Source organism: Nocardia rhizosphaerihabitans (assembly GCF_014646295.1).
GTDB lineage: Bacteria > Actinomycetota > Actinomycetes > Mycobacteriales > Mycobacteriaceae > Nocardia > Nocardia rhizosphaerihabitans.
Window position 1 is genome coordinate 723,653 of record NZ_BMNE01000001.1, and the last position, 23,450, is coordinate 747,102.

Annotated in this window: 24 protein-coding genes; 7 read left to right on the top strand and 17 right to left on the bottom strand. The window is 70.5% G+C overall.

Going from position 1 to position 23,450, the window contains the following annotated elements:
* Positions 1-15: 15 nt before the first annotated feature.
* On the bottom strand, positions 16-708 hold the full coding sequence (locus tag IEY60_RS03185; RefSeq protein ID WP_189023578.1) for an HAD family hydrolase: 693 nt from the start codon (positions 706-708) through the stop codon (positions 16-18).
* A 165-nt stretch (positions 709-873) separates the two neighbouring features.
* Between IEY60_RS03185 and IEY60_RS03190 the strand changes: the two genes are divergently transcribed.
* The gene (locus IEY60_RS03190; RefSeq protein WP_189023580.1) at positions 874-2,820 is read left to right on the top strand and encodes a gamma-glutamyltransferase family protein; all 1,947 of its coding nucleotides are present in this window, start codon (positions 874-876) and stop codon (positions 2,818-2,820) included.
* A 4-nt stretch (positions 2,821-2,824) separates the two neighbouring features.
* On the opposite strand, the gene IEY60_RS03195 is transcribed toward IEY60_RS03190, so the two are convergent.
* The 4 genes from IEY60_RS03195 to IEY60_RS03210 form a co-directional block, all read right to left on the bottom strand.
* On the bottom strand, positions 2,825-3,307 hold the full coding sequence (locus IEY60_RS03195) for a PH domain-containing protein (RefSeq protein ID WP_308426071.1): 483 nt from the start codon (positions 3,305-3,307) through the stop codon (positions 2,825-2,827).
* Between the two features lie 11 nt (positions 3,308-3,318).
* Positions 3,319-3,795, bottom strand: coding sequence for a 6,7-dimethyl-8-ribityllumazine synthase (gene ribH, locus IEY60_RS03200; RefSeq protein ID WP_189023584.1), 477 nt, complete (start codon positions 3,793-3,795; stop codon positions 3,319-3,321).
* Positions 3,796-3,820: 25 nt separating this feature from the next.
* Positions 3,821-5,065 carry a bifunctional 3,4-dihydroxy-2-butanone-4-phosphate synthase/GTP cyclohydrolase II gene (locus IEY60_RS03205; RefSeq protein WP_189023586.1) on the bottom strand — a complete coding sequence of 415 codons (1,245 nt, stop codon included), beginning with the start codon at positions 5,063-5,065 and terminating at the stop codon, positions 3,821-3,823.
* Between the two features lie 122 nt (positions 5,066-5,187).
* Positions 5,188-5,811, bottom strand: coding sequence for a riboflavin synthase (locus IEY60_RS03210; protein ID WP_189023588.1), 624 nt, complete (start codon positions 5,809-5,811; stop codon positions 5,188-5,190).
* A gap of 544 nt (positions 5,812-6,355) precedes the next feature.
* On the opposite strand from IEY60_RS03210, the gene IEY60_RS03215 reads away from it, so the two are divergent.
* Entirely contained in the window at positions 6,356-6,826 is a 471-nt protein-coding gene (locus IEY60_RS03215) for a hypothetical protein (RefSeq protein ID WP_229739503.1), read from the top strand.
* A 13-nt stretch (positions 6,827-6,839) separates the two neighbouring features.
* On the opposite strand, the gene rpe is transcribed toward IEY60_RS03215, so the two are convergent.
* Positions 6,840-7,496: a ribulose-phosphate 3-epimerase gene (rpe, locus tag IEY60_RS03220; protein WP_189024847.1), complete on the bottom strand. Its 657-nt coding sequence runs from the start codon at positions 7,494-7,496 to the stop codon at positions 6,840-6,842.
* A gap of 98 nt (positions 7,497-7,594) precedes the next feature.
* Between rpe and IEY60_RS03225 the strand changes: the two genes are divergently transcribed.
* Both IEY60_RS03225 and IEY60_RS03230 read left to right on the top strand, forming a co-directional pair.
* Entirely contained in the window at positions 7,595-8,017 is a 423-nt protein-coding gene (locus tag IEY60_RS03225) for an ATP-binding protein (RefSeq protein ID WP_189023592.1), read from the top strand.
* Between the two features lie 104 nt (positions 8,018-8,121).
* Complete coding sequence (locus tag IEY60_RS03230) at positions 8,122-8,910, top strand: RNA polymerase sigma factor SigF (RefSeq protein ID WP_268241454.1); 789 nt, start codon at positions 8,122-8,124, stop codon at positions 8,908-8,910.
* A 22-nt stretch (positions 8,911-8,932) separates the two neighbouring features.
* Here the strand turns inward: IEY60_RS03230 and IEY60_RS03235 are convergent, their stop codons facing one another.
* From IEY60_RS03235 to IEY60_RS03260, 6 genes are all read right to left on the bottom strand, one after another.
* Positions 8,933-9,277, bottom strand: a complete 345-nt coding sequence (locus tag IEY60_RS03235; protein ID WP_189023596.1) for an MmcQ/YjbR family DNA-binding protein — start codon at positions 9,275-9,277, stop codon at positions 8,933-8,935.
* A gap of 91 nt (positions 9,278-9,368) precedes the next feature.
* Entirely contained in the window at positions 9,369-10,733 is a 1,365-nt protein-coding gene (locus IEY60_RS03240) for an RsmB/NOP family class I SAM-dependent RNA methyltransferase (RefSeq protein WP_229739597.1), read from the bottom strand.
* Between the two features lie 677 nt (positions 10,734-11,410).
* Positions 11,411-12,334 (bottom strand): methionyl-tRNA formyltransferase, encoded by a 924-nt coding sequence (gene fmt, locus IEY60_RS03245; RefSeq protein WP_189023598.1) that lies wholly within the window; start codon positions 12,332-12,334, stop codon positions 11,411-11,413.
* Positions 12,334-12,873, bottom strand: coding sequence for a peptide deformylase (gene def, locus IEY60_RS03250; RefSeq protein ID WP_189023600.1), 540 nt, complete (start codon positions 12,871-12,873; stop codon positions 12,334-12,336). The genes fmt and def overlap by 1 nt, the downstream gene beginning before the upstream one ends.
* Positions 12,874-12,959: 86 nt before the next feature.
* Positions 12,960-13,880, bottom strand: a complete 921-nt coding sequence (locus IEY60_RS03255) for an esterase/lipase family protein (RefSeq protein ID WP_189023602.1) — start codon at positions 13,878-13,880, stop codon at positions 12,960-12,962.
* Positions 13,881-14,081: 201 nt separating this feature from the next.
* A complete protein-coding gene (locus tag IEY60_RS03260; RefSeq protein WP_189023604.1) occupies positions 14,082-14,753 on the bottom strand; it encodes a PadR family transcriptional regulator in 672 nt (223 codons plus the stop codon).
* Between the two features lie 208 nt (positions 14,754-14,961).
* Here IEY60_RS03260 and IEY60_RS03265 point away from each other — a divergent pair, with 208 nt between their 5' ends.
* Together IEY60_RS03265 and IEY60_RS03270 are read left to right on the top strand one after the other, a co-directional pair.
* Positions 14,962-16,029: an HD domain-containing phosphohydrolase gene (locus IEY60_RS03265; protein WP_229739504.1), complete on the top strand. Its 1,068-nt coding sequence runs from the start codon at positions 14,962-14,964 to the stop codon at positions 16,027-16,029.
* 42 nt (positions 16,030-16,071) lie between these two features.
* Positions 16,072-16,473: a nuclear transport factor 2 family protein gene (locus IEY60_RS03270; protein ID WP_189023606.1), complete on the top strand. Its 402-nt coding sequence runs from the start codon at positions 16,072-16,074 to the stop codon at positions 16,471-16,473.
* A 2-nt stretch (positions 16,474-16,475) separates the two neighbouring features.
* On the opposite strand, the gene IEY60_RS03275 is transcribed toward IEY60_RS03270, so the two are convergent.
* On the bottom strand, positions 16,476-17,060 hold the full coding sequence (locus IEY60_RS03275) for a TetR/AcrR family transcriptional regulator (RefSeq protein WP_189023608.1): 585 nt from the start codon (positions 17,058-17,060) through the stop codon (positions 16,476-16,478).
* A gap of 73 nt (positions 17,061-17,133) precedes the next feature.
* On the opposite strand from IEY60_RS03275, the gene IEY60_RS03280 reads away from it, so the two are divergent.
* A complete protein-coding gene (locus tag IEY60_RS03280; protein WP_189023610.1) occupies positions 17,134-17,979 on the top strand; it encodes an SDR family oxidoreductase in 846 nt (281 codons plus the stop codon).
* A 33-nt stretch (positions 17,980-18,012) separates the two neighbouring features.
* Here the strand turns inward: IEY60_RS03280 and IEY60_RS03285 are convergent, their stop codons facing one another.
* The 4 genes from IEY60_RS03285 to metK form a co-directional block, all read right to left on the bottom strand.
* A complete protein-coding gene (locus tag IEY60_RS03285; RefSeq protein WP_189023612.1) occupies positions 18,013-18,675 on the bottom strand; it encodes a maleylpyruvate isomerase family mycothiol-dependent enzyme in 663 nt (220 codons plus the stop codon).
* Between the two features lie 90 nt (positions 18,676-18,765).
* On the bottom strand, positions 18,766-19,584 hold the full coding sequence (locus IEY60_RS03290; protein WP_229739505.1) for an acyl-CoA thioesterase domain-containing protein: 819 nt from the start codon (positions 19,582-19,584) through the stop codon (positions 18,766-18,768).
* 207 nt (positions 19,585-19,791) lie between these two features.
* Complete coding sequence (locus IEY60_RS03295) at positions 19,792-22,224, bottom strand: primosomal protein N' (protein ID WP_189023614.1); 2,433 nt, start codon at positions 22,222-22,224, stop codon at positions 19,792-19,794.
* A 14-nt stretch (positions 22,225-22,238) separates the two neighbouring features.
* The gene (gene metK / locus IEY60_RS03300; RefSeq protein WP_189023616.1) at positions 22,239-23,450 is read right to left on the bottom strand and encodes a methionine adenosyltransferase; all 1,212 of its coding nucleotides are present in this window, start codon (positions 23,448-23,450) and stop codon (positions 22,239-22,241) included.

Genomic DNA, 23,450 nt, shown 5'->3' on the forward strand with positions numbered 1-23,450 from the left:
CTCGGCCCGTGCGGATCAGTCGGCCGTGCGGATGCCGTGCTCGGCGAGCGCGTCGATGAGCGCCCGCGGGCGCTGGGCGGTCGGAACCGCGTCGACGAGGACGAAGCGGGCGCCGAGGGTGGTCGCTCCACCGTCGGCTTCGGTGCTGTCGCCGATCATCAGGACCCGCTCGGGGTCGACGCCGAGACGGTCGGTGGCGTCGCGGAAGATCTGGGCGTCCGGCTTGATGGCGCCGACCTCGTAGGACAGGGTCATCGCACCGATCAGGTCCGCCCAGCCGCGTTGCGCGAAGGCGGGGCGGATGTCGAAGGCGATATTGCTGACGATGCCGATCGGAATGTCCTGTGCGGCCAGGGATTCCAGGACGGTGCCGGTGTCGGGATACGGCGTCCACGCCAGCGGGTCGATGAGCCGCTCGTAGAGGCGCGAAGCCTGCGCGTCGGGAACGCCGGATCCGCGCAGCACCTCGAGATAGGCATGCCGGTGCAGGGCCGGGTCGAGATCACGGTTGTCCCAGGCATGCTGACCTCGCGCGTCGAAGGTCATGAACTGCTCGACCGGAGCCGTCATCCGCCGCAGCACTTCGGCTTTGGCCGCGACGTCGAACGGCGCACCGTCGTCGTCGATCAACTCGTCGGCCCAGGTCCGATCGTCCTCCAAGCGGAAGACCGTGCCGGAGAAGTCGAACAGCACCGCGTCGATATCCATCTCGCCAGGGTAGCGAGGTCGGCGCAGCGCAACGGGCGGAAAGTGGTTCGGCAACCGAACATTCGTGCCGTCGTCACCGGCGCGTCGACGCCGCGGCAACCGTCGCAGCGGGTGCTGCGCCGGAAACGGCGGCAAGGGTGGGCCGTGCGGGGTTACGCTGCCAGGATGACGCCAAGGCGACAGACGTGGATCGGGGCCGCGGCGGCCGGAGTGCTCACGGTGGGGCTGTTGACGGGCTGCTCGTCGACCGACGCCGCGGCAGCCGAATGTACGAGTACACCGAACGGCACGCCCGTCTCGGCGGCGCCGGCGACCGGCGCCCCGACCACGCAGAATCTCAGCACGAATCCGGAGATCGCGTCGGGCTACCGCTCGGGCATGACCGCGGTGCGTACCCACACCTACGCGGTCTCCACCGCCAATCCGCTCGCCACCGAGGCCGCGTGCCGGGTGCTGCGGGCGGGCGGCACTGCCGCCGACGCGCTGGTCACCGCGCAGGCGATGCTCGGGCTCGTCGAACCGCAGGCCTCCGGCATCGGTGGCGGCGCGTTCCTGCTGCACTACGACGCGAAGTCGCGCACCGTCGAGGCCTATGACGGCCGCGAGACCGCGCCCGCCGCGGCCACCGAGAACTACCTGCGCTGGGTCAGCGACACCGACCGCACCGAACCCGCCCCCAACACCCGGGCCAGCGGCCGGTCCATCGGGGTGCCCGGCGTGCTGCGGATGCTCGAACTCGCCCACCGCGAGCACGGGATGACCGAGTGGAAGGAACTGTTCGACCCGGCGATCAGCCTGGCCGACAGCGGTTTCGCGATCAGTCCGCGGCTGGCCGGGCAGATCGCCGAGTCGGCCAAGGACCTCTCCGCCGACGAGGGCGCGCGCGGGTATTTCCTCGAAGCCGACGGCTCGCCCAAGAAGGCAGGCACGGTTCTCACCAACCCGGCCCTGTCGAAGACACTGTCCGCCGTCGCCACCGACGGCGCGGAGGCCCTCTACACCGGCGCCATCGCCCAGGACATCGTCGAGGCGGCGGGCAGCACCGCGGGCGGGCGCACCCCCAGCCTGCTGACCACCTCCGATCTGGCGGATTACCAGGTCAAGAAGCGCGCCGCGCTGTGCACCGGCTACCGCAAGTTCGAACTGTGCGGCATGCCCGCCCCGTCCTCGGGCGGCAGCACCGTCGCCGCGACGCTCGGCATCCTGGCCAACTTCGACCTGCCCGCCCTGCGCCCGCAGGAGGTCGACGCCGACGGCGGACGCCCCGACGCGCAGGCCGTGCACCTGATCTCCGAGGCCGAGCGCCTGGCCTACGCCGACCGCAACAAGTACGTCGCCGACCCGGATTTCGTTCCGCTGCCGGGCAATTCGGTGCTCTCCCTGGTGCACCCGCAGTACCTGAAGCAGCGGTCGACGCTGATCGACCCGCAGCGCAGCATGGGCACCGCCAAGCCCGGCGATCTCGGTCCGGTGCCGCTGGGCAACGGCCCGCAGCCGCCCGAACACGGCACCAGCCACATCTCCGTCGTCGACAAGTACGGCAACGCCGCCGCGATGACCACCACCGTGGAGGCGGCGTTCGGCTCGTTCCACTTCGTCGACGGCTTCCTGCTGAACAATCAGCTCACCGACTTCGCCGCCGACCCGCTCGACCCGGACGGCACCCCGGTCGCCAACCGGCTGCAGCCCGGCAAGCGCCCGCGCAGCTCGATGGCCCCCACCCTGGTGTTCGACCGCGACGACGCGGGCAACCGCGGCGACCTCGCCCTGGTGACCGGTTCGCCCGGCGGCGCGGTGATCATCCAGTTCGTCGTGAAGACCCTGGTCAACGTCCTGGACTGGGGGGTCGACCCGCAACAGGCGGTCTCCGGCGTCTCCTTCGGCGCCGGCAACACCCCGGTGACCGGCGTCGGCGGCGAACACCCCGACATCAATGCCACCGACAACGGCGACCACGACCCCCTCGTCCAGCGCCTGCGCGCCATGGGCCACCAGGTCTCGGTGGCACCGCAGACCAGCGGTCTGAGCGCACTACAACGCGACGGCAAGGACGGCTGGATCGGCGGCGCCGACCCCCGCCGCGAAGGAGCGGTCCTCGGCGACACCCGCTAGCGGGTCAGTCCTCGGACGAATACTTGGCGCCCAGTTCACGCAGGCGCTCGATGGCGTCGGCGGCATGGGCCTTGTCGTTGGAGCGGATCGCCAGCATCGGGACATAGTCGTCGTCGACCAGTTCCAGGCGAGCCCACGACTTACGGTCGGGGAACGCGGCGCTGCGGATGTAGGCCCACGGATACTCGTGATCGCCGAGGATATTGCGGACCGAGACCCCCGCGGCGCCCGCGCGGACCCGCGGCCGGGTGAGCAGCAGGACCGCGGCCGCGCCGAGGACGCCGATCAGGATCATTCCGACCTGGTCGGCGACCCGGAAGTTCACCCCGGTCGAACCGGTGCGCAGCAGCAGACCACCGGCGGTGAAGAAGACGAGGATGACGATCGCGACCACCACCGCGGTCCGGATCGCGCGCCGCGGCCGCACCTCGAATTCCCAGGTCGCCCCGGGTTCGGGGGCACCCGCACCGCGCCGCCAGGTCCGCACGACCGGCACGGTCACGCCGATCGCAGGGCGCGCAGGGTGAGCGCGGCGTCCAAGGCGGCGGCGCAGGCCTGCTCGCCCTTGTCCTCGGAGGAACCGGGCAGCCCGGCGCGGTCGCGCGCCTGCTCCTCGTCGTTGGTGGTGAGCACACCGTTGGTGACCGGGGTGGCCGCATCCAGCGACACCCGGGTCAGCCCGGCGGTCACCGCGTCACACACGTACTCGAAATGCGGTGTGCCACCACGGATCACGACACCGAGCGCGACGACGGCGTCGTGCGTGCGGGCCAGTTCCTGGGCGACGACCGGCAGTTCCATCGCACCGGCGCAGCGCACCACGGTCACCTGCTCGACGCCTGCTTCCTCGGCCACGCGCTGCGCGTTGGCGACGAGGGTGTCGCAGATTTCGGTGTGCCACCGCGAGGCGACGATGCCGAGTTTGACGTCTTTGGCCTGTGCCAGCGCGAAGGACGGGACACCCGTGCCGCTCATCGTTGCTACCTTTCGGAAGTGGTGGTCACTGCGCGGTTTCGCCCAGATCCAGGTCATCCAGGCCGATCAGGTCGTGGCCCATCCGATCCCGCTTGGTACGCAGGTAGTGCAGGTTCTCGGCATTGGCGCGCAACGGCATCGGCACCCGCTCGGTGATCCGCAGGCCGTAGCCGTCCAGGCCGACGCGCTTGGCGGGGTTGTTGGTGAGCAGGCGCATCGACCGGATCCCCAGATCGACCAGGATCTGCGCGCCGGTGCCGTAGTCACGGGCGTCGGCGGGCAGTCCGAGATCGAGATTGGCGTCGACGGTGTCGCGGCCGGTGTCCTGCAGCTGGTAGGCCTGCAGCTTGTGCATCAGGCCGATGCCACGACCCTCGTGCCCGCGCATGTAGAGCACGACACCGCGGCCCTCGGCGTCGACCATCTCCAGCGCCGCGTCCAGCTGCGGACCGCAGTCGCAGCGCAGCGAACCGAAGACGTCGCCGGTCAAGCACTCCGAGTGCACGCGCACCAGCACGTCCTCGCCGTCGCCGATGTCGCCGCGCACCAGCGCGACGTGCTCGGCCTCGTCGAAGATGCTCTGGTAGCCGACCGCCTTGAAGTCACCGTGCGCCGTCGGGATCCGTGCCTCGGCCACCCGCACGACATGCTTCTCGTGCTTGCGCCGCCACGCGATCATGTCGGCGATCGAGATCATCGCCAGATCGTGCTCGTCGGCGAAGACCCGCAGCTCGTCGGTGCGGGCCATGTGCCCGTCGTCCTTCTGGCTGACGATCTCGCAGATCACGCCGGCAGGCCGCAGACCGGCCATCCTGGCCAGATCGACCGCGGCCTCGGTGTGGCCGGGACGGCGCAGCACGCCGCCGTCCTTGGCGCGCAGCGGCACCACGTGACCGGGCCGGGTGAACTCGTCGGCCTTGGCGTCGGCACTGGCCAGCAGCCGCATGGTGACCGCGCGGTCGGCGCCCGAGATGCCGGTCGTGATGCCCTCGCGGGCGTCGACCGAGACGGTGTAGGCGGTGCCGTGCTTGTCCTGGTTCATCGCGTAGGCGGGCGGCAGGCCGAGGCGGTCGCAGTCGTCGCCGGTCAGCGGCACGCAGATGTAGCCGGAGGTGTAGCGGATCATGAACGCGACCAGCTCCGGCGTGGCCTTCTCGGCCGCGAAGATGAGATCGCCTTCGTTCTCCCGGTCCTCGTCGTCGACGACGACAACAGCCTTGCCGGCCGCGATATCGGCGACCGCGCGCTCGATGCTGTCCAACCTGGTCACGTCTGCTTGCTCCGTATTCTTGGCGGCTGGCGCCGCGTATTTCTCGGCCTCTCGGCCTCGATTCTTCCTACACAGTACGGCGTGCTCCAGGCGCTTTCGGTGCCGCCCGGGGCCGCGGTAGGTCAGCCTCGCTGGGCGAGTCGCTCCACGTACTTGGCGATCACGTCGACCTCGAGATTCACCGTGGTGCCGACGGGCGCGGTACCGAGGACGGTCAGTGCCAGCGTCGTCGGGATCAGCGAGACTTCGAACCAGTCGCGGTTGCCGTCGGCGGCGGGCTCGTCGGCGATGCCGAGACCCGAGACGGTGAGGGAGACGCCGTCGACGGTGATCGAGCCCTTCTCCACCACATAGCGCGCGATCGCGTCGGGCAGCGAGATCCGGACGACCTCCCAGTTCTCCGACGGCGTCCGCGAGAGCACGGTGCCGGTGCCGTCGACGTGACCCTGCACGAGATGGCCGCCGAGGCGGCTGTTGAGCGCGGCGGCGCGCTCGAGGTTGACCCGGGAGCCGGCGACCAGAGCGCCGATGCTCGACCGGTTCAGCGTCTCCGCCATGACGTCGACGGTGAAGCTGTCGCCGTCGATCACGTCGACGACGGTGAGGCAGACACCGTTGACGGCGATCGAATCGCCGTGCCCGGCATCGGAAGTCACCAGCTTGCCGCGGATCGTCAACCGGGCGGCGTCGGCCAGCTGTTCGGTGGCGACGATCTCGCCCAGCTCTTCGACGATCCCTGTGAACATGCCTGACTCCCTTGTCGCGTCATCCGTACCCGTTGGGCCCAACAGCAGGTGGGTGGCCGCTATTCCCGGCGGCACCCGCTCGCCGCACAGCCTAGTGGCGGGCCGGGTGAGGCCTGCCGGGTCGGGGTCGAATCGGACCCCGGGCACGGTCACGTCCAGGGAAACGGACAGCCGTGCATCGATCCGGCGGTGAATGTAGGCCGACATGATGAAACCCCGCCGTTAATCATTCCGGCGGTAATTGTTCAATCGAATTTTCGGAGAATCGGTCACAGCCATTCGTCCGGCGGCTCTAACCTGTACTTACCCTTGAATTACGAACTCGAAACACGGTGATTCTAATGCTTGCGCCGAGCAGGCCATTGACGCAATATTGTTATGTCGCCGATTCCTGCTGTTCAACTATTCGTCTCGACCTGGTCGGCGGCGCATTCGGCCCGCGGCAAGGCAGTCGTGGGCAGTTCGACCCAGGGCTAGTCCACCACTCCAGGAAGTCAGACAACACTGTGGGTCACAACAGGTTCGATACATGTGGGGGTGCCGCGTGAGCACATTGGTCGATTCCACGCTCCAAATTCGGTGCGTCCGTTATCGGCGGGAACTGCACCTGCCCGCGACGATCGATCCGGATTCCCGGCGCATTCTGCTGTTGATCGGCGCGCACTACGGCGCGGTCACCATGCCGGGCGATCTGGGCGAGCGGGTGCAGGCCCGGTTGCGGAGCGCCGCGATCGCGGGTCCGGTCGTCGACCACCCGCGGGCCAGGCGCTGGACCTTCCTCACCGGCCCGTGCCGCCCCGACACCCTCACCCCCACCGCGTCCGCCGAACTGTTCCGGCTCTACACGACGGTCGCGTGCCACGGCAGCCAGATCGTGCTGCCCTCACCCGACGACGAGCGCACCGGTTACCGCACCTGGGTGCAGGCGCCCGTCGCGGCCGACACCCGGCCGCCGGTGCAGGCGGTGATCGAAGCGGCGCGGGCGCTGGGCACCCGCACACTCCGCTCGCTCTGATCGAATTCGCGACTTACGGCTGCCAGACGGCAGTCGCGATGTTGCGCAGCGTCTGCACGGCCGCACCGGGATCGGCGGTGTTGTAAACCGCCGAACCGGCGACAAAGCAATCGATGCCCGCCGCGGCAGCCTGCTCGATGGTGTCCAGATTGATGCCGCCGTCGATTTCGACGACGAGCTGCAATTCACCGGCGTCGACCAGATTGCGCACGATCCGCGCCTTCTCCAGCACGCCCGGAATGAACGACTGCCCGCCGAAACCGGGTTCGACGCTCATCACCAGCAGGGTGTCGAATTCACGCAGGATCTCGAGGTACGGCTCGATCGGCGTATTCGGCTTGACCGACAGTCCGGCCTTGCCGCCCGCGGCGCGGATGTCGCGGGCCACCGCGATCGGGTCGTCGGTCGCCTCGGCGTGGAAGGTGACGTTGTAGGCGCCCGCCTCGGCGTAGCCCGGCGCCCAGCGGCCCGGGTCGTCGATCATCAGGTGGCAGTCGAACGGGATGTCGGTGGCCTTGAGCAGGCTCTGCACGACCGGCAGGCCGAGTGTGAGGTTCGGCACGAAGTGGCCGTCCATGACATCGACGTGGAGCCAGTCGCAGCCTTCGACAGCGGCCGCCTCAGCAGCCAGGTTCGCGAAGTCCGCAGACAGGATGGACGGGGCGATCATCGGCTTGGCCGGGCGGGAGAACGTCGGTGTGGACACAGCGCGCAAGTGTAGCGACCAAATGGTGATTGCCCTGCCCGGATGTGGGTAGCCTCCATAGGGTGACCAATATTTCGGCGGAACAAGGGCTGTTCAGCGCCCCGGTGGAGATTCGCGTAGCAGCTTCGTTGACCCAGCTGCCGATCCTGCGCGGATTGGCCGAAACCCTGGTCCTGCTCAGCGATTTCACCCTCGACGAGGTCGCCGACGTGCGCCTGGCCGTAGACGAGGTGTGCTCCACCCTCATCGCGATCGCCGCGCCTGGTTCGACGCTGACCTGCGAATTCGTCGTCGGTGACAGTGAACTGATGGTGCGGGTCGACGGCGTCGCCGCGGCCGAGGGCATGCCCGATCAGCGCAGCTTCGGCTGGCACGTGCTGCGCACGCTCAGCGACGAGGTGACCGCCGACCAGCAGGGCTTCGACGCGGTCGTGTCCGGTTATCCGACGACGGTCCGATTCCGTCGGGTCCGGGGGAAGGCGTAGTGCACGGCGAGGACACCACCGAAGACCACAAGCCCGACCAGGAAACCCGCGCCGAACCGCAGGCCGCCGACAACGGCGCCGCAGCGCAGAACCCGGCCGAGGAGATCGTCGACGAGGACGCCGAGACCGAGGAGCCGGTATCCGGCTACGACGACGTCAGCGCGCTGTTCGAGCGGCTCGCGGCGACCGAACCGGGCAGCGTCGCGCACGCGGTGGCGCGGGACGCGCTGATCAACCGCTGCATTCCGCTGGCCGACCACATCGCCAGGAAGTTCAGCGGGCGCGGCGAACCGTTCGACGATCTGTCGCAGGTGGCGCGCGTCGGCCTGGTGCACGCGGTGGACCGGTTCGATCTGAGCCGCGGCTCGAACTTCCTGTCCTTCGCGGTGCCGACGATCATGGGTGAGGTCAGGCGCTACTTCCGCGACAACACCTGGGCGATGCGAGTACCCCGGCGGGTCAAGGAGACCCACCTACGCATCGGGGCAGCGGTCGATCAGCTGTCGCAACGGCTGGGTCGCTCCCCGACCGCGAAGGAGATCGCGGCCGAACTCGACGTCGACCCCGACGAGGTCACCCAGGCGGTGATCGCGGGCAACGCGTACCAGCCCACCTCGATCGATGCCGCCTCGGTCGGGCGCGACAGTGATGCTTCGCTGCTCGACACCCTCGGCGAGGAGGAATCGCAGTTCGACCGGGTCGAGGAGTACATCGCGGTGCGTCCGCTGCTGGCGGGCCTGCCCGAACGCGAACGTCGCATTCTGACGATGCGTTTCTTCGAGTCGATGACGCAGACCCAGATCGCGTCCCAGCTGGGGATCTCCCAGATGCACGTCTCGCGGATCCTCGCGAAAACCCTTGCCCGCCTGCGCGAATTGTCCGAACGAGACTGAGGTCACCGGGACAACGACGTCCCTACGCGCCCTGCCGTTCGCGCCGCAGCCGAGCAGGCGCCCGCAGCCACCAGGCGCTGTCGAGAAGTTCGGCGAGCTGGTCGGTGTCGACCACGGCGAGATCGACGAGAACGTACGGGCTCCCGTCGTAGTGCGGTGTCGTGTAGAACGCCGGATCACCGGAGGCCAGGAGGGCTTCCTTCTCTCCCGGCTCGCACAGCAATGCCAGCCCACCCTCGGCCTCGACCCGCAATCGCGCGAACCCCTTCCCTCCGACCTTGAGCCCGGGACTGCGCCACCAGGTGCCCTCCTCGACACCCGGCAGCGCCGTCGCCATCGTCACCACCTGCTCCCACGTCATCGCCATGCCCCGATTCTGCGCCTGTTCGGGCGGCGGGCGATTGGACGAATGTCACGTGTCGGCGGGCTCGGACGTGTACGTCGTCGCCCGCCGACCGCTAGTCGAGCGGTTTGCGCAGGGCCGCGAGGAACATCGCGTCGGTGCCGTGACGGTGGGGCCACAGCTGAGCCGACGGGCCGTCGCCGAGGTCGGTGACGCCGGGGAGCAGGTCGCGGGTGTCGAGTTGTTCCGCGCCGGAGCGGCGGACGAAATCGCCGACCACCGCGACGGTTTCGGGCAGGTGCGGCGAGCACGTCGAGTACACGACCACGCCGCCGGGGCGCAGCAGATCCCAAGCGGCGGTGAGCAGTTCGCGCTGTAGGGTGACCAGCTCCGGCACGTCGGCGGGAGTGCGCCGCCAGCGCGCCTCGGGGCGGCGACGCAGCGCGCCGAGGCCGGTGCAGGGTGCGTCCACGAGGATGCGGTCGTAACCGGGGGTCAGACCACTGTCACGGCCGTCGGCGACATGCACGGTGACCGGCAGCCCACGGGTGGACTTACGGACCAGTTCGGCGCGGTGCTCGGCGGGCTCGACGGCGTCGACGGTGAACAGGTCGATCGCGGCCAGCGCGCCCAACATGGCCGCCTTGCCGCCGGGTCCGGCGCAGAGATCGAGCCAGCGGCCCGCATCGGGACCGTTCAGCGGTGCCTTGGTCAGCGCGACGGCGACGAGCTGACTGCCCTCGTCCTGGACAGCGGCGATACCGTCGCGGACGGGTTCCAGCTGACCGGGGTCGCCGCCTTCGAGGTACACCGCGTACGGCGACCAGCGGCCTTCCTCGCCGCCGGTGACCAGCGCGAGTTCCTCGGCGGTGATCTCACCGGGCCGGGCGACAAGGTGCACGACCGGGCGCTCGTCGTCGGCGGCCAGCAGCGCACCCAGTTCGCCCGCCTGCGCGCCGAGCGCATCGGCGAAGGACTGGGCGATCCAGGTCGGGTGGGCGTATTCGAAGGCGAGGCCGCCGACGGGATCGGCGGGCGCCAGTTCGGCCACCCACTCCTCGACCGTCTTCTCCCCCGCCCGCCGCAGCACCGCGTTCACGAAACCGGCACGGCCCTGGCCGAATTCGGCACGAGCCAGATCGACGGAGGTGTCGACGGCGGCATGCGCGCTCGTGCGGGTCCGCAGCAGCTGATAGACGCCGAGCCGCAGGATATCGAGAATCGGCCCGTCGATCTCGGCCACCGGCCGCCCCGCGCACGCCGCGATCACCGCGTCGAGCTGCCCCTGCGAGCGGCACGCGCCGTAGGTGAGTTCGGTCGCGAACGCGGCATCACGCCCGCTGATCTTGCGCTCCCGCAACAACTTCGGCAGCACCAGGTTGGCGTAGGCGTCGCGCTCCCGCACGGCCCGCAGCACATCGAGTGCCACTTCGCGCGCGGGATCGACCGGCTCGCCGCGCCGCTTCCGCGGGCTCGGCACACTCGGATCCGGCCGATCCTCGCGCCTGCGCTCCGCGCCCTGACCGCCGGCTCGCTCACCGGCGGACCGCTTGCCACCGCGGGCGGCTCCCGCACCGCGAGAACGCGAATCCCCTTCGCGCGCAGTGCGCTCCGCGGTGGGCCTGCTTCCGGTGGCGTCGCCACGACCGGCACCGCGTCCCTGCGGACCACCGGATCGTTCCGCGCGGTCACCGCCCGCGCGACCAGCGGAGCGTCCGGTCTCGGCACGGCCGTGCCCCCGCGGACCATCGGATCGTTCGGCGCGGTCGCCGCCCGCACGAGTACCGGAACGTCCGGCCTCACCGCGGCCGTCAGCACCACGCCGCTCAGCCAAGTCGGTACGACGGTCGTCGTCACGACCGTGACCACCCTCGCCGCGACCGCGGAAGCCCCCGCCACGCGAGTCATCGGCACCGCGACCACGATCGTCACGTTGCCGGCCACTCGCACCGCGACCGGCGTCACCACGATCGTCCGCCTGGCGCGAACCACCGGAGCGCTGCGAGGGTCCGCCGCCCGCTCGCACGGTGCCGCCGCCCTTGGCCGCGCGGGCCGCCCAGCCACCGTCGACGTTCTTGCCCGAGACCTTGCGTTCGTCGCGCGGTGTTGTGCCGCTGCGCTGGTCGGCTTCCCGGCGTCGCCTGCGATCCGAGGCACTCATCCGATCACCGTGCCCGGGGCAAGGCGGGCGCCGCGGGCCCAGTCCAGGGCATTCATCATCTTCTTGCCGGGTGGCTGGACCTGGCCGAGCCGGACCGCTGTGGTCGACGTTCCGACGAAGACGCCGGACTTGCGCACCTCGATCTCGCGTTCGGGCAAGGTTTCCTCCACCATCTCCACCGGGCCGAGCTTGAGGCGCAGTCCGTTCATCTCGGTCCACGCGCCGGGCGCCGGGGTGACGGCACGGATGCGGCGGTGGATGGCCAGTGCGGTCTCGTCGAACCGGATCCGGCCTGCTTCCACGGTCACCTTCGGCGCGTAGGACACGCCGTCGCTGGATTGCGGAATCGCTTGCAGCGTCCCGTCTTCCACGCCGTCGAGGGTCTTCTCCAGCAGGACGGCACCCGCCTCCGCCAGCCGGGCGAGCAGCTCGCCCGCGGTGTCGGTGACGCCGACCTTCTCGGTCATCACGCCGTACACCGGGCCGGTGTCCAGGCCCGCCTCGATGAGGAAGGTCGACGCGCCGGTCATGTCGTCACCGGCATCGATGGCCGCCTGCACCGGCGCCGCGCCACGCCAGGCGGGCAGCAGCGAGAAGTGCAGGTTGATCCAGCCGTGGGTGGGGATGTCGAGCACCTGCTGGGGCAGCAACGCGCCGTAGGCCACCACCGGGCAGCAGTCCGGGGCCAGGTTGGTCAGCGCCGCGACGAACTCGGGTTCGGCGGGCTTGCGCGGGGTGAGCACCTGGATGCCGTGCTCGTCGGCCAGCTGCCCCACCGGCGAGCGCATGATCTTGCGGCCGCGGCCCGCGACGGCGTCGGGGCGGGTGATCACGGCGACGACCTCGTGGCGCTCGCTCTCGATCAGCCTGCGCAGCGAGGGCACCGCGGGTTCGGGTGTGCCTGCGAAGACGACGCGCATCAGCGGCCACCGCCGACACCGCTGGACTCGCGGACGGTGATTCCGGCACGGAACCAGTCGGATTCGCGGATGGTGCGCATCGCGTCCTTGCGGTCGGCCGGCTCGAGCTTGTTCACGAACAACACGCCGTCGAGATGATCGGTCTCGTGCTGCACGCACCGCGCGAGCAGCCCTTCTGCCGCGAATTCCACGGGCGCACCGGCACTGTCGACGCCCGTGACGCGCACCCGCATCGCGCGGCGCACGTCGTAGCGCACGCCGGGAATCGACAGGCAGCCCTCGGGCCCGACCTGCTCGTCCTCGCCGATCGCCGTCCACTCCGGGTTCACCACGTGTCCCGCAGCGTCACCGGTGTCGTAGACGAACACCCGCAGCCCGACCCCGATCTGCGGCGCCGCCATCCCGACCCCGCCGTCGTCGTGCATGGTCTCGGTGAGGTCGGCGATCAACTGGCCGAGCTCGGCGCCGAACTCGGTGACCGCATCCGCACGGGAACGCAGAATGGGATCGCCGAACAGGCGAACGGGCTGAATGGTCACGCGGCGGCTCCCGGCTGGACGAAGTGCGGTCAGCCCATTCTATTGATCCCCGTGGTCGAGTCGTCGGCGCACCATCCGGCCGGCCGTCAGGAATTTCCGGCGATGATCACCTGGGGAATACCGGTGCCGAGGGCGACCGGCTTGCAGACCGGAGCCGGGGCGTGGGCGGGGTCGAGCACCCGCAGCAGCAGCTGCTGCACGAACGGGTCGTAGACCAGGTGGAAATGGCCGGTCAGGTCGTCGGCGCACAGGTCCTGCAGGACGAGGTTCTCCGCGCCTGCGCCGTGCAGGGCGATGTTGTCGAAGGGCTGGATCATCTCGTCGACCCGGCTGCCGACGGTGACGTAACGCGGACCGGGCACGGTATCGCCACCGGCATTGAGCTCGACCATCAGCGGCTCACCCTGCGCCTGCTGGACCGCGGCCGTCGAGGTGACCTTCGCGTAGACGTCCATCATGCCGGGGACGGCCTGGCCGACCGGCACGAGTCCGTACATGACGCCGCCGTAGCTGGGCGAGGCGAGCCCGACCCAGGTGCCGACCTTCGGTGCTCCCCCGAGCTTGTTGACGTAGTACCGGCTGACGTTCGCGCCCTGCGAGAAGCCGACCAGGTCGACCTTCGCCGCACCGGTCACCGCGAGCACGTCGTCGACGAACGCCGCGAGCTGCGCGAAGCTGATCCGCATGTCCTCGGTGCCGTAGGTGTCGGCGCCGGGCGCGCCACCATAGTTCAGCGCGAACACGCACATCCCCGCGTCGACGAGCTGCGGACCGATCCCCGCCCAATCGGAGTACGCACTGGAGTCGGTACCGTGCACGAGCACCACCGGACGCGGATGTTCGGCGGTCGGCTTACAGCCGAAGTTGTTGACCCCCACCGGAACTGCGGCCGGGTGCGTGTCGAGATAGCGTGCCGCGGCGAGGTGGTCGGTCTGGCGTGGACCCTCTTCGCTCGGCACGACGGCAGGCCGGTACCCCGCTGGTTCGGCTCCGGCAGGCGAGGCCATGCTCCCGAAAGCCGCGGCGACGGCTAACGCGATCGCGCCCGCCCGTCGCTGTTGTGCCGTTCCCCAAACCCACCTGCGCCGCCGCTGTCCCATATCCCAAAGAAATACACCCTCGGGGTGGGTTTCGCACCTCCATGAACGGGGTATGAATGCCCCGAATTATCGGGGGTGCCGCGGCGGCGCCGATCCCGCACCGGGAGCTCACTTCTCAGAAGTGGCGTCGCCCCCGGGCGTGACGTCGTCTTCGGCGAGGATGCGATAGAGGGCCCGACGGGTCTCGGTGAGCACCTCGGCCGCCTTGGCCGCCTGCTCCGCCGTCCCGACCTGGGCGACCTGACCGACCGCGCCCATCACCTGTCCGACCAGGCCACGCAGATCCAGCGCCTGGGCGCCGATGTCCTGCTTGACCTCGGCCCACGGGTCGCCGAGTTCCTCGCGATTGGCCTCGACATAGGTCTTGCCCTCGTCGGTGAGCTGGGCGGTCTTGCGACCGGCCACCTTCTCGATGAGCACCAGGCCCTCGTCCTCGAGCTGGGCCAATGCCGGGTAGATGGACCCCGGGCTGGGACGCCAGACATCGTCGCTACGCTCGCGGATCTGCTGGATCAGCTCGTAGCCGTGCATGGGCCGCTCGACGAGCAGCAGCAGCACCGCGGCACGCACGTCACCGCGCCTGCCCCGGCCGCCACGGCCGCGTCCACGACCGAAGCCGGGACCGAAACCCGGTCCGAAACCTGGGCCGAAGCCCGGTCCGAACTCGGGACCGTGCCCGTGTCGCCCACCCCGGCGGAACTGCCGCCGATCGGGACCGAATTCCGCGGGTCCGCGACCGCGGCCGAAGTGTCCGAATTCTCGATTCTCTGCGTTGTGCATGACAGCCTCCTCAGGCTCTCTCGTCGTTCTTCACACTATCGACGATATATCGGCAATGCATCGAGTGCAAGAGGTACTCTTGTGATCACCATGACGGAGCCGCTGCGGCCGATGCGGTTGGCCGAACTGATCGCCTCGCTGTCGCCGGCCACCCACCGCGGTCCGCACCGCGCTGCCCCAGGCCTTCGAACGCCGGGACGGCCACGGCGTGCCCGCCGGGCTGCGCGGCGACGCGATCATCCCGGTGATGCGGGTGGTCCACATCGCCGACGACGCCGAGGTACACGCCCGCGTCGGCGGTGTCGACGCGGCCGTGCAGATGTTGCGCTCGCGCCGCGGCACCGAATTCGACCCCGGCCTGGTCGACCTGTGTACCCGCGACGGCGGCGCGCTGCTCGACGGGCTCGACCAGGTCGACGCCTGGCAGCACGTGATCGACGGCTGCGCCGCGCTCGACCGCCCGATCCCCGAGGCCGAACTCACCGAGGTGCTCGCGGTGTTCGCCGACTACGCCGACGCGAAAGCCACCTGGTTCCTCGGACATTCGCGCGCGGTCGCCGAACTGGCCGCGGCGGCGGCCCGCGAATACGGCCTGCCCGCCGACCAGGCCACGATGGTCCGCAGGGCCGCGCTGGTGTGCAGACTCGGCACCATCGGCGTCTCGACCGGGATATGGAACAAGCCGGGGCCGCTCACCCCGAGCGAGCGCGAACGCGTGCGCATGGTCCCCTACCTCACCGAGCGCATCCTGGCCCGCAGTCCGCACCTCGCCGTGCTGGCCGGACCGGCCTCGATGGTCTACGAGCGGATGGACGGCTCCGGGTATCCGCGCGGGCTCACCGGCGCGATGCTGCCGCCGACGGCCCGCATCCTGGCCGCCGCCCAGATGCTGCGCGCCCTCGGCGAGGACCGCCCGCACCGACCAGCCGCCGATCCCGACGAACGTGCGAAGATCCTGCGCGCCGAGGCGACGGCGGGCAGGCTCGACGGCGATGCCGTCGCCGCGGTCCTGGCTGCCGCGCAGGGCCGAAGGCCGCGCAAACGCGCGCTGGTCGCCGGTCTCACCGCCCGCGAACTCGATGTGCTGGCGCTGCTGGTTCGCGGTCGTTCGACCAGGGAGATCGCGCAGGCGCTCGGCATCAGTCCCCGGACCGCGGGCAGCCATGTCGAGCACATCTACACCAAGATCGGCGTGCACAGCCGCGGCTCGGCCGCCGTCTTCGCCATGCGCCACGGCCTCCTGCCGGACGAGGATCAGCCCGCAAAGATCGGGTGATCACCCGATGTCGGGGCGCCGCGTACGGCCGACACTTCCGGTATGACTACTTCGACCCTCCCCCAGCAGCCGACCGAATCCCCGGTCGCCGACCTGTTTCTCGCCGCGCTGACCCGGCGCGACTTCGCCGCGATGACCGCCTGCCTCGCCCCCGAGGTACGCCTGCGCGGCCTCATCCCGCCCGGCCCGTTCGACGCGGTCGGCCCGGGCCCAGCCGTCGACCGGTTCCGCGGCTGGTTCGGCGGGCCCGACGATTTCACCGTGCTCGACGCCGGTAGCGACCGCGTCGGCGGCAAGCTCGCCCTGCACTGGCTGGTCCGGATGCAGCCCGTCCACGCTCCCGGCGCCGCCCGGGTCGCCGAGCAGCGGATCTTCCTCACCACCGAGCAGGACCGGATCACCACCATCGATCTGCTGTGTTCGGGATGGCAGCCGGCCGAGTGAGGTCAGCCCTGACCGGCCAGCTCGTCGATCCAGCGCTCCAGGCGCGCACCCTCGGTCACCATCAGCTCGGGGTCGCGGAAGGTGTTGGTGAGCAAGGAGATTCCTTGATAGGCCGCGACGAAGGCAACGGCGAGCTCGGCGGCGTCAGGCCTGCCGAGTTCGACGAACTGGGCCCGCGCCCAGTCGATGAGCAGGCTCATCAGCCGCGCCGGTTCGCCGCCGAAGGCGTCGGCGCGCTTGTCGAGTTCGGCGGCCAGCGAGCCGGTCGGACAGCCGAAGCGCACGGCCAGCTCGCGCTGGTCCACCCAGCTCGCGACCATCGCCTTCAACCGCTCGGCGGGGCCCGGCAGCGGCTCGATTCCCGCGATGACCTCGCCGAGCACCGCGGCATGGGTATCGATCACGGCCTGGACGAACTGGTCCTTGGTCTTGAAGTAGTAGTAGACGTTGCCGACGGGCACATCGGCCGCGCTGGCGATGTCGGCGATGGTCGTCTTCTCGACCCCCTGCTCGTAGAAGACCCGTGCGGCCGCGTGAACGAGTCGTTCCCGTTTCCCGATCTTCGGCGGGGTCGCTGAGTCAGTCATGCAACTAACTATAGACAGCCCGGTCAGACCTTGCTACGTTGAGTTAGTCAGTCAACTAACTCAAGGAGTTCTCATGATCGTCGTCACCGGGGCCACCGGCAATATCGGCCGTCAGCTGGTCGGGCTGCTCGCCGAGGCGGGCGAACAGGTCCGCGCGGTCTCTCGGGGCAGCAAGCCCGTCGACCTGCCCGCGGGCGTCGAACACGCTGTTGCCGATCTGGGCGACCTCGACAGCCTCTACCCCGCCCTGCGCGGTGCGGAGGCGCTGTTCCTGCTGATCACCGGCGAGCAGCTCATGACCGGGCCGGAACCCGCCCAGGTCATGAAGGCCGCCTCCGCCGCCGGTGTCCGCCGGGTGGTGTTCGTCTCCTCGCAGGGCGCGGTGACCCGTCCTGAATCCGCCGGGTACGCGCGGACGATCGCCTTCGAGCAGGCGCTGGCGGAGTCCGATCTCGAGTGGACCTCGCTGCGGCCTGGTGCGTTCTTCTCCAACACCTATGCCTGGATCGAAGCGGTGCGCACGTCGCGGACCGTCGCCGCGCCGTTCGGCGATGTCGGTCTGCCCGCGGTCGATCCGGGGGACATCGCGGCGGTCGCGGCGGTCGCTCTTCGCGAGGACGGGCACGGCGGTCGCGCCTACACGCTGACCGGCCCGGCGGTGGTCACCCCGCGCGAGCAGGCGGCCGCGATCGCCACGGCCGTCGACGAGCCGATCAGCTTCGTCGAACTCACCGCGGCGCAGGCGAAGGAGAACATGCTGCGATTCATGCCGGAGGCGGTCGCCGACCACACGCTGACCATCCTGGGCACTCCCACCGCCGAGGAACAGCAGGTCAGCGGCGATATCGAGCAGGTGCTCGGACGCCCGGCGACCTCCTACGCCGAGTGGGCACTGCGGCAGCGCGCGATGTACCGCTGAGCGGGTCCGGTGCCGACCCAGCGTGGATCCAGCTCACGCCTTGTCGGCGGAACCAGCGCTCAGCCGGGTTCGGAGCGTGGGCAGGCCGGACCCGGTCAGCTCGTCGGCATAGGTGACGCGGCCTGCCATGACCATGACCAGCGCGATCGTCGGACCGCTGACCAGCGGACCGGCGCCCGTCGCGAAGGTCCCGTCGGTGGCTTCCAGGCGCAGGCCGGCGATGGTGGTCATGCTGGGCACGGTGAAATCGCGGCTCGCGTAGAAGTCGGCGACCGCGGTGGCGGCCTCCGTCGAGGGCGTGGTGGACAGCCCGAGCGGTCTGCGGATGTCCTGCCCGTGGACGACGACCTCGCCGAGCCAGGCCGCGGTGTGCCCGGACGCCGCGGTCGTGCTGGTGATGACCGCCCGGAACAGCGCGAGGGTTTCGGCTGGTGTGGCCCCGCGATGGTCGGCCAGGCGCCGGGCATTGTGCAGGTCGAAGTCGAAGCGGGCGCCCAGGACACTCCGCAGCCAGCGCAGCCTGCCGATACTCGCCGCCGCGGTGAGGTGGGCGACGACCTCCTCGACCACCCAGGTCCCGCACAGCGACGGCCGCGCCCACTGCTCGTCGGTCAGAGAGGCGAGGTCCTCGGCCAGGGCCGCCCGTTCGGCGTGCGCCATTGCCCAGAGTTCGTCACGAGAAAGGGTGTTCGCCAAGGGGACCTCCAGGGCGCGGTTCGGGGACGCGCGGGCGCGCGCCGTCGTCAGTGCAGACGACGCCGACGGCGCGAATTCATCGGGCCCTGGTCAGCCCTCGGCGGTCGCGGGCACCGGTTCGCCGCGGGGCACGGGGACCGACCGGCGCCGGTCGTTGGCCACGGCCGTGATCACGCAGGTGCCGAGGGGGCCTTCGCGGTCGTACATGGTCGCGGTACTCACCGCGACACCGGCGTTCCCTACGTGGTCGAGAGCCTGCATCCCGAGTTCCGGACCCATCGGCAGGCGGGACAGGGTGAGGGTCATGTCGGCGTTGATGTAGCCGACGCCGCGCGAACCCCAGTGGCAGACGAGGTTGGTGAGGTCACCGGTGGCGGCGGCGCGCTGGAAGGGCGTGAACGGTTCCCCGGCCACCAGCGGGGGCAGGTTCTGCCAGGTGACTTTGCGCTCGGCGTCGCGAGCGGCGCCGAAGTCGGTGATCCAGTCGGCGTCACCGGACTTGAACAGCGGTGCGGCGCCCTGCGGATCGTCCCGGCGTTCCGCGGGGGCGGGCAGCGTCCGTGGCGGCTGCCAGACCGTACCCGGCGGGTTGTCGGTGGCGGCCAGGAACGTCACCGTCGCCCTGGCCCGCGTCTGGTCCTGCTGGACGAGCCAGGAATCGACGACCTTGATGCGATTGCCTGCCCGCACCACCGCGCTGTGCAGCGTGATCGGTTCCCGGGTGACCTGCTGGAACAGATCGACCGAGATCCTCGCCGGGACGAATCCCGTTCCCGGACTGTGCTTCTCGGCCTCCAGTGCGAGCAGACCGCACACCCCGACGCCGTGCAGTTGGTTCGGCGACCAGCGGCTCACCGCCAGATCGCTCGCCACGTACATCCCATCGTGCGTCGTGAAGAACTCCACCACGATCCTCTCCGCTCATTCGAGGTCATGGTAGGACAGGGGCGCGCCCGCCGAATCCGACGGGCGCTCGGCCGAGCCCGCCCGGTCACCGCGTCGGCGACCTGAGCGCACGCCGGTCAGCCGATGTCGACCGGGCCCGCGGCTGGCAAATCGGGCGGGCGCTCGCCCGAGTCCGCCCCGTCACCGCGCGGCGACCCGAGCACACGCCGGTCAGCCGATGTCGACCGGGTCGACCTGCACTCGCAGCGGATCGTCGGATCGGTGGGTGCTGCGGACCGCCTGTGCCGCGATCAGGGCGCGGGCCAAGGGCGTGCCGGCGGATCGGCCGACCCGCAGCAGCATGCGCTCGACTTCCGAGGGAGAGTCGCTGCCGGAGAACGGCTTTCGCGCGGTCGGCGGCAGGGGTACCGGGCCGAGCACCTCGGTGCCGTCGGGCAGGGCCGCGGCGTCCAGGAATTCGGCGATCGAGGCGGACGTCCCGTCGACGGCCGCGAGGCGCACGGCGGGCGGGAAGCCGACCTCGGCGCGGGCCTCGAGCTCGGCGGCGGCATGGTGGACGGGGTCCCAGCGGACCAGGGCCTGGACGGTGGGCAGGGCGGGTTCGGCCATCACGATGACCTGTCCGCGCGGCCGGACCAGGGCGGCGGCGCCCATCCAGCGGCGCAGCGTGTCCTCGCTCGCCCGCAGGTCGGCCCGGCCGAGCAAGGCCCAGCCGTCGAGCAGCAGCGCTACCCCGTAGCCGCCGCGCACCAGCGGTTCCGCACCGACCGTGGCGACGACCACCTGGGCGCCCGGCTCGACGGTGTCGAGGACTTCCCCGCCACCCGAGCCCCGGATCGGCACGCCGGGAAATGCCCGGCCGAGTTCTTCGGCGGTGCGCGCCGCGCCGATCACCATCGCCCGCAGAGCCCGCGCCCCGCACGCCTGACAGCGGAAGGCGGCCTCGGTGATGCCGCACCACTTACACTGCGGGCTCGCCGCCTGGCCGTCGGCGGACTGCGGCAGCGCCAGCGGCCCGTTGCAGTGCCTGCACCGGGCAGGCGTCCGGCATTTCGCACAGGCCAGCGAGGGGACGTACCCGCGCCGTGGCACCTGGACCAGCACCGCGGCGTTCTCCTTGATCGCCGCGCGCGCTGCCGCGAAAGCGACACCGGGCATCCGGACCGCCCGCGCCAGCGCGTCCCGTTCCAGGGCGAAGTCGGTGTCGCCGGGCGCGCTGATCCGCGGCATCACCTCGCGCAGCACCTGTCGCTCGGCGAGAAGATCACGGGCCCAACCGGATTCGACGACGGCCTGGATCTCGGCGGTGCGGGCGAAGCCGGCGGCGACGAAGGCAGCGCCCGTCTCGTGGGCACGCAGCATCGCCACTTCGCGCGCATGCGGATACGGGGCGCGCGGCTCGGCGTAGGTGTCGTCGCCGTCGTCCCAGATGGCGATCAGCCCGAGGTCGCGCGCGGGCGCGAACACGGCCGCGCGGGTGCCGACCACGATGCGTGCCTGCCCGCGCAGCACCGCCAGCCAGCGCCGGTACCGCGCCGCGGGCCCCAGCCCCGCCGACAACCCGACCGCCGAATCCCCCACCAGCCGAAAACATTCGGCGAGCAGCCGATCGAGGTCGCGCTGATCCGGCACCATCAGCACCGCACTGCGCCCACTCGCCACCACCGTCGCGGCGAGTTCGGCCAGGCGCGCGGCCCAGTCCTCGCCGGGCAGCGCCTGCCACGCGGCACGCGCACCCCTGCCCTGCCGCAGCGCGCTGACGAACGCCTCGCCGTGCGTATAGCGACCCCACGCCGACGTGTCGACGCTCGGTTCCGTTGCCGCGCCAGGTGTTTCACCATCGGAACCGGATGGTGACGGCCGCTGCTCAGTCGCCGCCCGAGCTCCGGCCACAGCCTGCAATTCGTCGTTCGGGCCCTGATCGTGAGTCGACGATTCTCGCGCTGCCGCCGATCCGGACGCGGTCCGTTTGCCGGGCACATCGTCGACGGCGGCCTCAGCCCCGGACGTCCGCGGCTCCACCCCGGACCACCCGCTCGCCGGCTGCCCACCGCGACCGTCGGCGACCGTGCCCGGCGTCGCCGACGGCCTCGGCTCGGCTGCGTCGGCGGCGTCGGCTACATCAGCCCCGGACTTTCGTGGCTCCGCCTCGGACCGCTCGCTCACCGGCTGTTCACCGCGACTGGCGGCGGCCGTGTCCGGCGTCGCCGACGGCGTCGACTCGGCTGCGTCGGACATCGATTCCGTTGCGGCAGTGGACTTCTTGGTTGGCCCCGCTTCCGTGCGGGCGTGGCGGGGTGGGATGGCCAGGCGCAGGACATCGGCGCGGGTGCCCGCGTAGCGGGCGGCGACGGTGGTGGCCAGGCGCAGGATTTCCGGAGTGAGGACGCGTTCCGGGGAGACGACGCGTTCGAGCTTGACCATCTTGCCCGTGTGATCGCTGCGCGGGAGCCGTTCGAGCAGGTAGCCGTCGACCAGCCGGCCCGCGAAACGGACGCGGACCCGCACGCCGGGCTGGGCGATCTCGTCCAGTTCCGGCGGCACCAGATAGTCGAAATCGCGGTCCAGGTGCGCAGGCGACAGCAGCGGGAGCACCCGAGCGATCGGGTGTCCCGCTGCTGTCGTTGTCTCGTCCGCTGCCACGCGGGCGGTGAGTCTTACAGGCCGACGGCCGCGCGCAGCTTGTCGGCGCGGTCCGTGTGCTCCCAGGGCAGGTCGACATCGGTGCGGCCGAAGTGACCGTAGGCCGCGGTCGGCGCGTAGATCGGGCGCAGCAGGTCAAGGTCGCGGATGATCGCGCCCGGACGCAGGTCGAAGACCTCCGAGATGGCGGCCGAGATGCGGACCGGGTCCACCTTCTCGGTGCCGAAGGTCTCGACGAACAGGCCGACCGGGGCCGCCTTGCCGATCGCGTACGCGACCTGCACCTCGACCCGATCCGCCAGCCCGGCGGCCACGACGTTCTTGGCGACCCAGCGCATGGCGTAGGCGGCCGAGCGGTCCACCTTCGACGGGTCCTTGCCGGAGAACGCGCCGCCACCGTGGCGGGCCATGCCGCCGTAGGTGTCGACGATGATCTTGCGGCCGGTCAGGCCGGCATCGCCCATCGGGCCGCCGAGCACGAACTTGCCGGTCGGGTTGACCAGCAGCCGGATGTCGGAGGTGTCCAGGCTGGGCAGCTCCAGGTCACCGATGACGGCGTCGACGACCTTCGCGCGGATATCGGGCGCGAGCAGGTTGTCCAGGTCGATATCGGCCGCGTGCTGGGTGGAGATGACGACCGTGTCGAGGCGGACCGGGCGGTCACCGTCGTATTCGATGGTGACCTGGGTCTTGCCGTCGGGACGCAGGTAGGGCAGCACGCCGGACTTGCGGACCTCGGTGAGCTTGCGCGAGAGCCGGTGCGCGAGCGCGATCGGCAGCGGCATCAGCTCGGGGGTGTCGGTGGTGGCGTAGCCGAACATCAGGCCCTGGTCACCGGCGCCCTGGCGCTCGATCGCGTCGTCGGAACCGCCGACGCGCGCCTCGTGCGAGGTGTCGACACCCTGCGCGATATCGGGCGACTGGGCGCCGATCGCGATGTTGACACCGCAGGAGTTGCCGTCGAATCCCTTTGCCGAGGAGTCGTATCCGATCTCGAGGACCTTCTCCCGGACGATCCGCGGGATATCGGCGTAGGCCGAGGTGGTGACCTCGCCCGCCACATGGACCTGACCCGTGGTCACCAGGGTTTCCACCGCCACCCGGCTGCTCGGGTCCTCCGCGAGCAACGCATCGAGGATGGAATCGCTGATCGCGTCACAGATCTTGTCCGGGTGACCTTCGGTCACGGACTCACTGGTGAATAGCCGACTACCTGTCGTACGCAC

Coding starts and splice junctions, on each gene's coding strand:
- IEY60_RS03210 (WP_189023588.1), bottom strand. CDS start 5,811: ATGTTCACAGGGATCGTCGAAGAGCTGGGCGAGATCGTCGCCACCGAA.
- rpe (WP_189024847.1), bottom strand. CDS start 7,496: ATGATCGCCCCGTCCATCCTGTCTGCGGACTTCGCGAACCTGGCTGCT.
- IEY60_RS03190 (WP_189023580.1), top strand. CDS start 874: ATGACGCCAAGGCGACAGACGTGGATCGGGGCCGCGGCGGCCGGAGTG.
- fmt (WP_189023598.1), bottom strand. CDS start 12,334: ATGCGCGTCGTCTTCGCAGGCACACCCGAACCCGCGGTGCCCTCGCTG.
- IEY60_RS03185 (WP_189023578.1), bottom strand. CDS start 708: ATGGATATCGACGCGGTGCTGTTCGACTTCTCCGGCACGGTCTTCCGC.
- IEY60_RS03235 (WP_189023596.1), bottom strand. CDS start 9,277: ATGGCGATGACGTGGGAGCAGGTGGTGACGATGGCGACGGCGCTGCCG.
- IEY60_RS03255 (WP_189023602.1), bottom strand. CDS start 13,880: ATGGCCTCGCCTGCCGGAGCCGAACCAGCGGGGTACCGGCCTGCCGTC.
- IEY60_RS03270 (WP_189023606.1), top strand. CDS start 16,072: ATGACTACTTCGACCCTCCCCCAGCAGCCGACCGAATCCCCGGTCGCC.
- IEY60_RS03275 (WP_189023608.1), bottom strand. CDS start 17,060: ATGACTGACTCAGCGACCCCGCCGAAGATCGGGAAACGGGAACGACTC.
- IEY60_RS03280 (WP_189023610.1), top strand. CDS start 17,134: ATGATCGTCGTCACCGGGGCCACCGGCAATATCGGCCGTCAGCTGGTC.
- ribH (WP_189023584.1), bottom strand. CDS start 3,795: ATGAGCGGCACGGGTGTCCCGTCCTTCGCGCTGGCACAGGCCAAAGAC.
- IEY60_RS03260 (WP_189023604.1), bottom strand. CDS start 14,753: ATGCACAACGCAGAGAATCGAGAATTCGGACACTTCGGCCGCGGTCGC.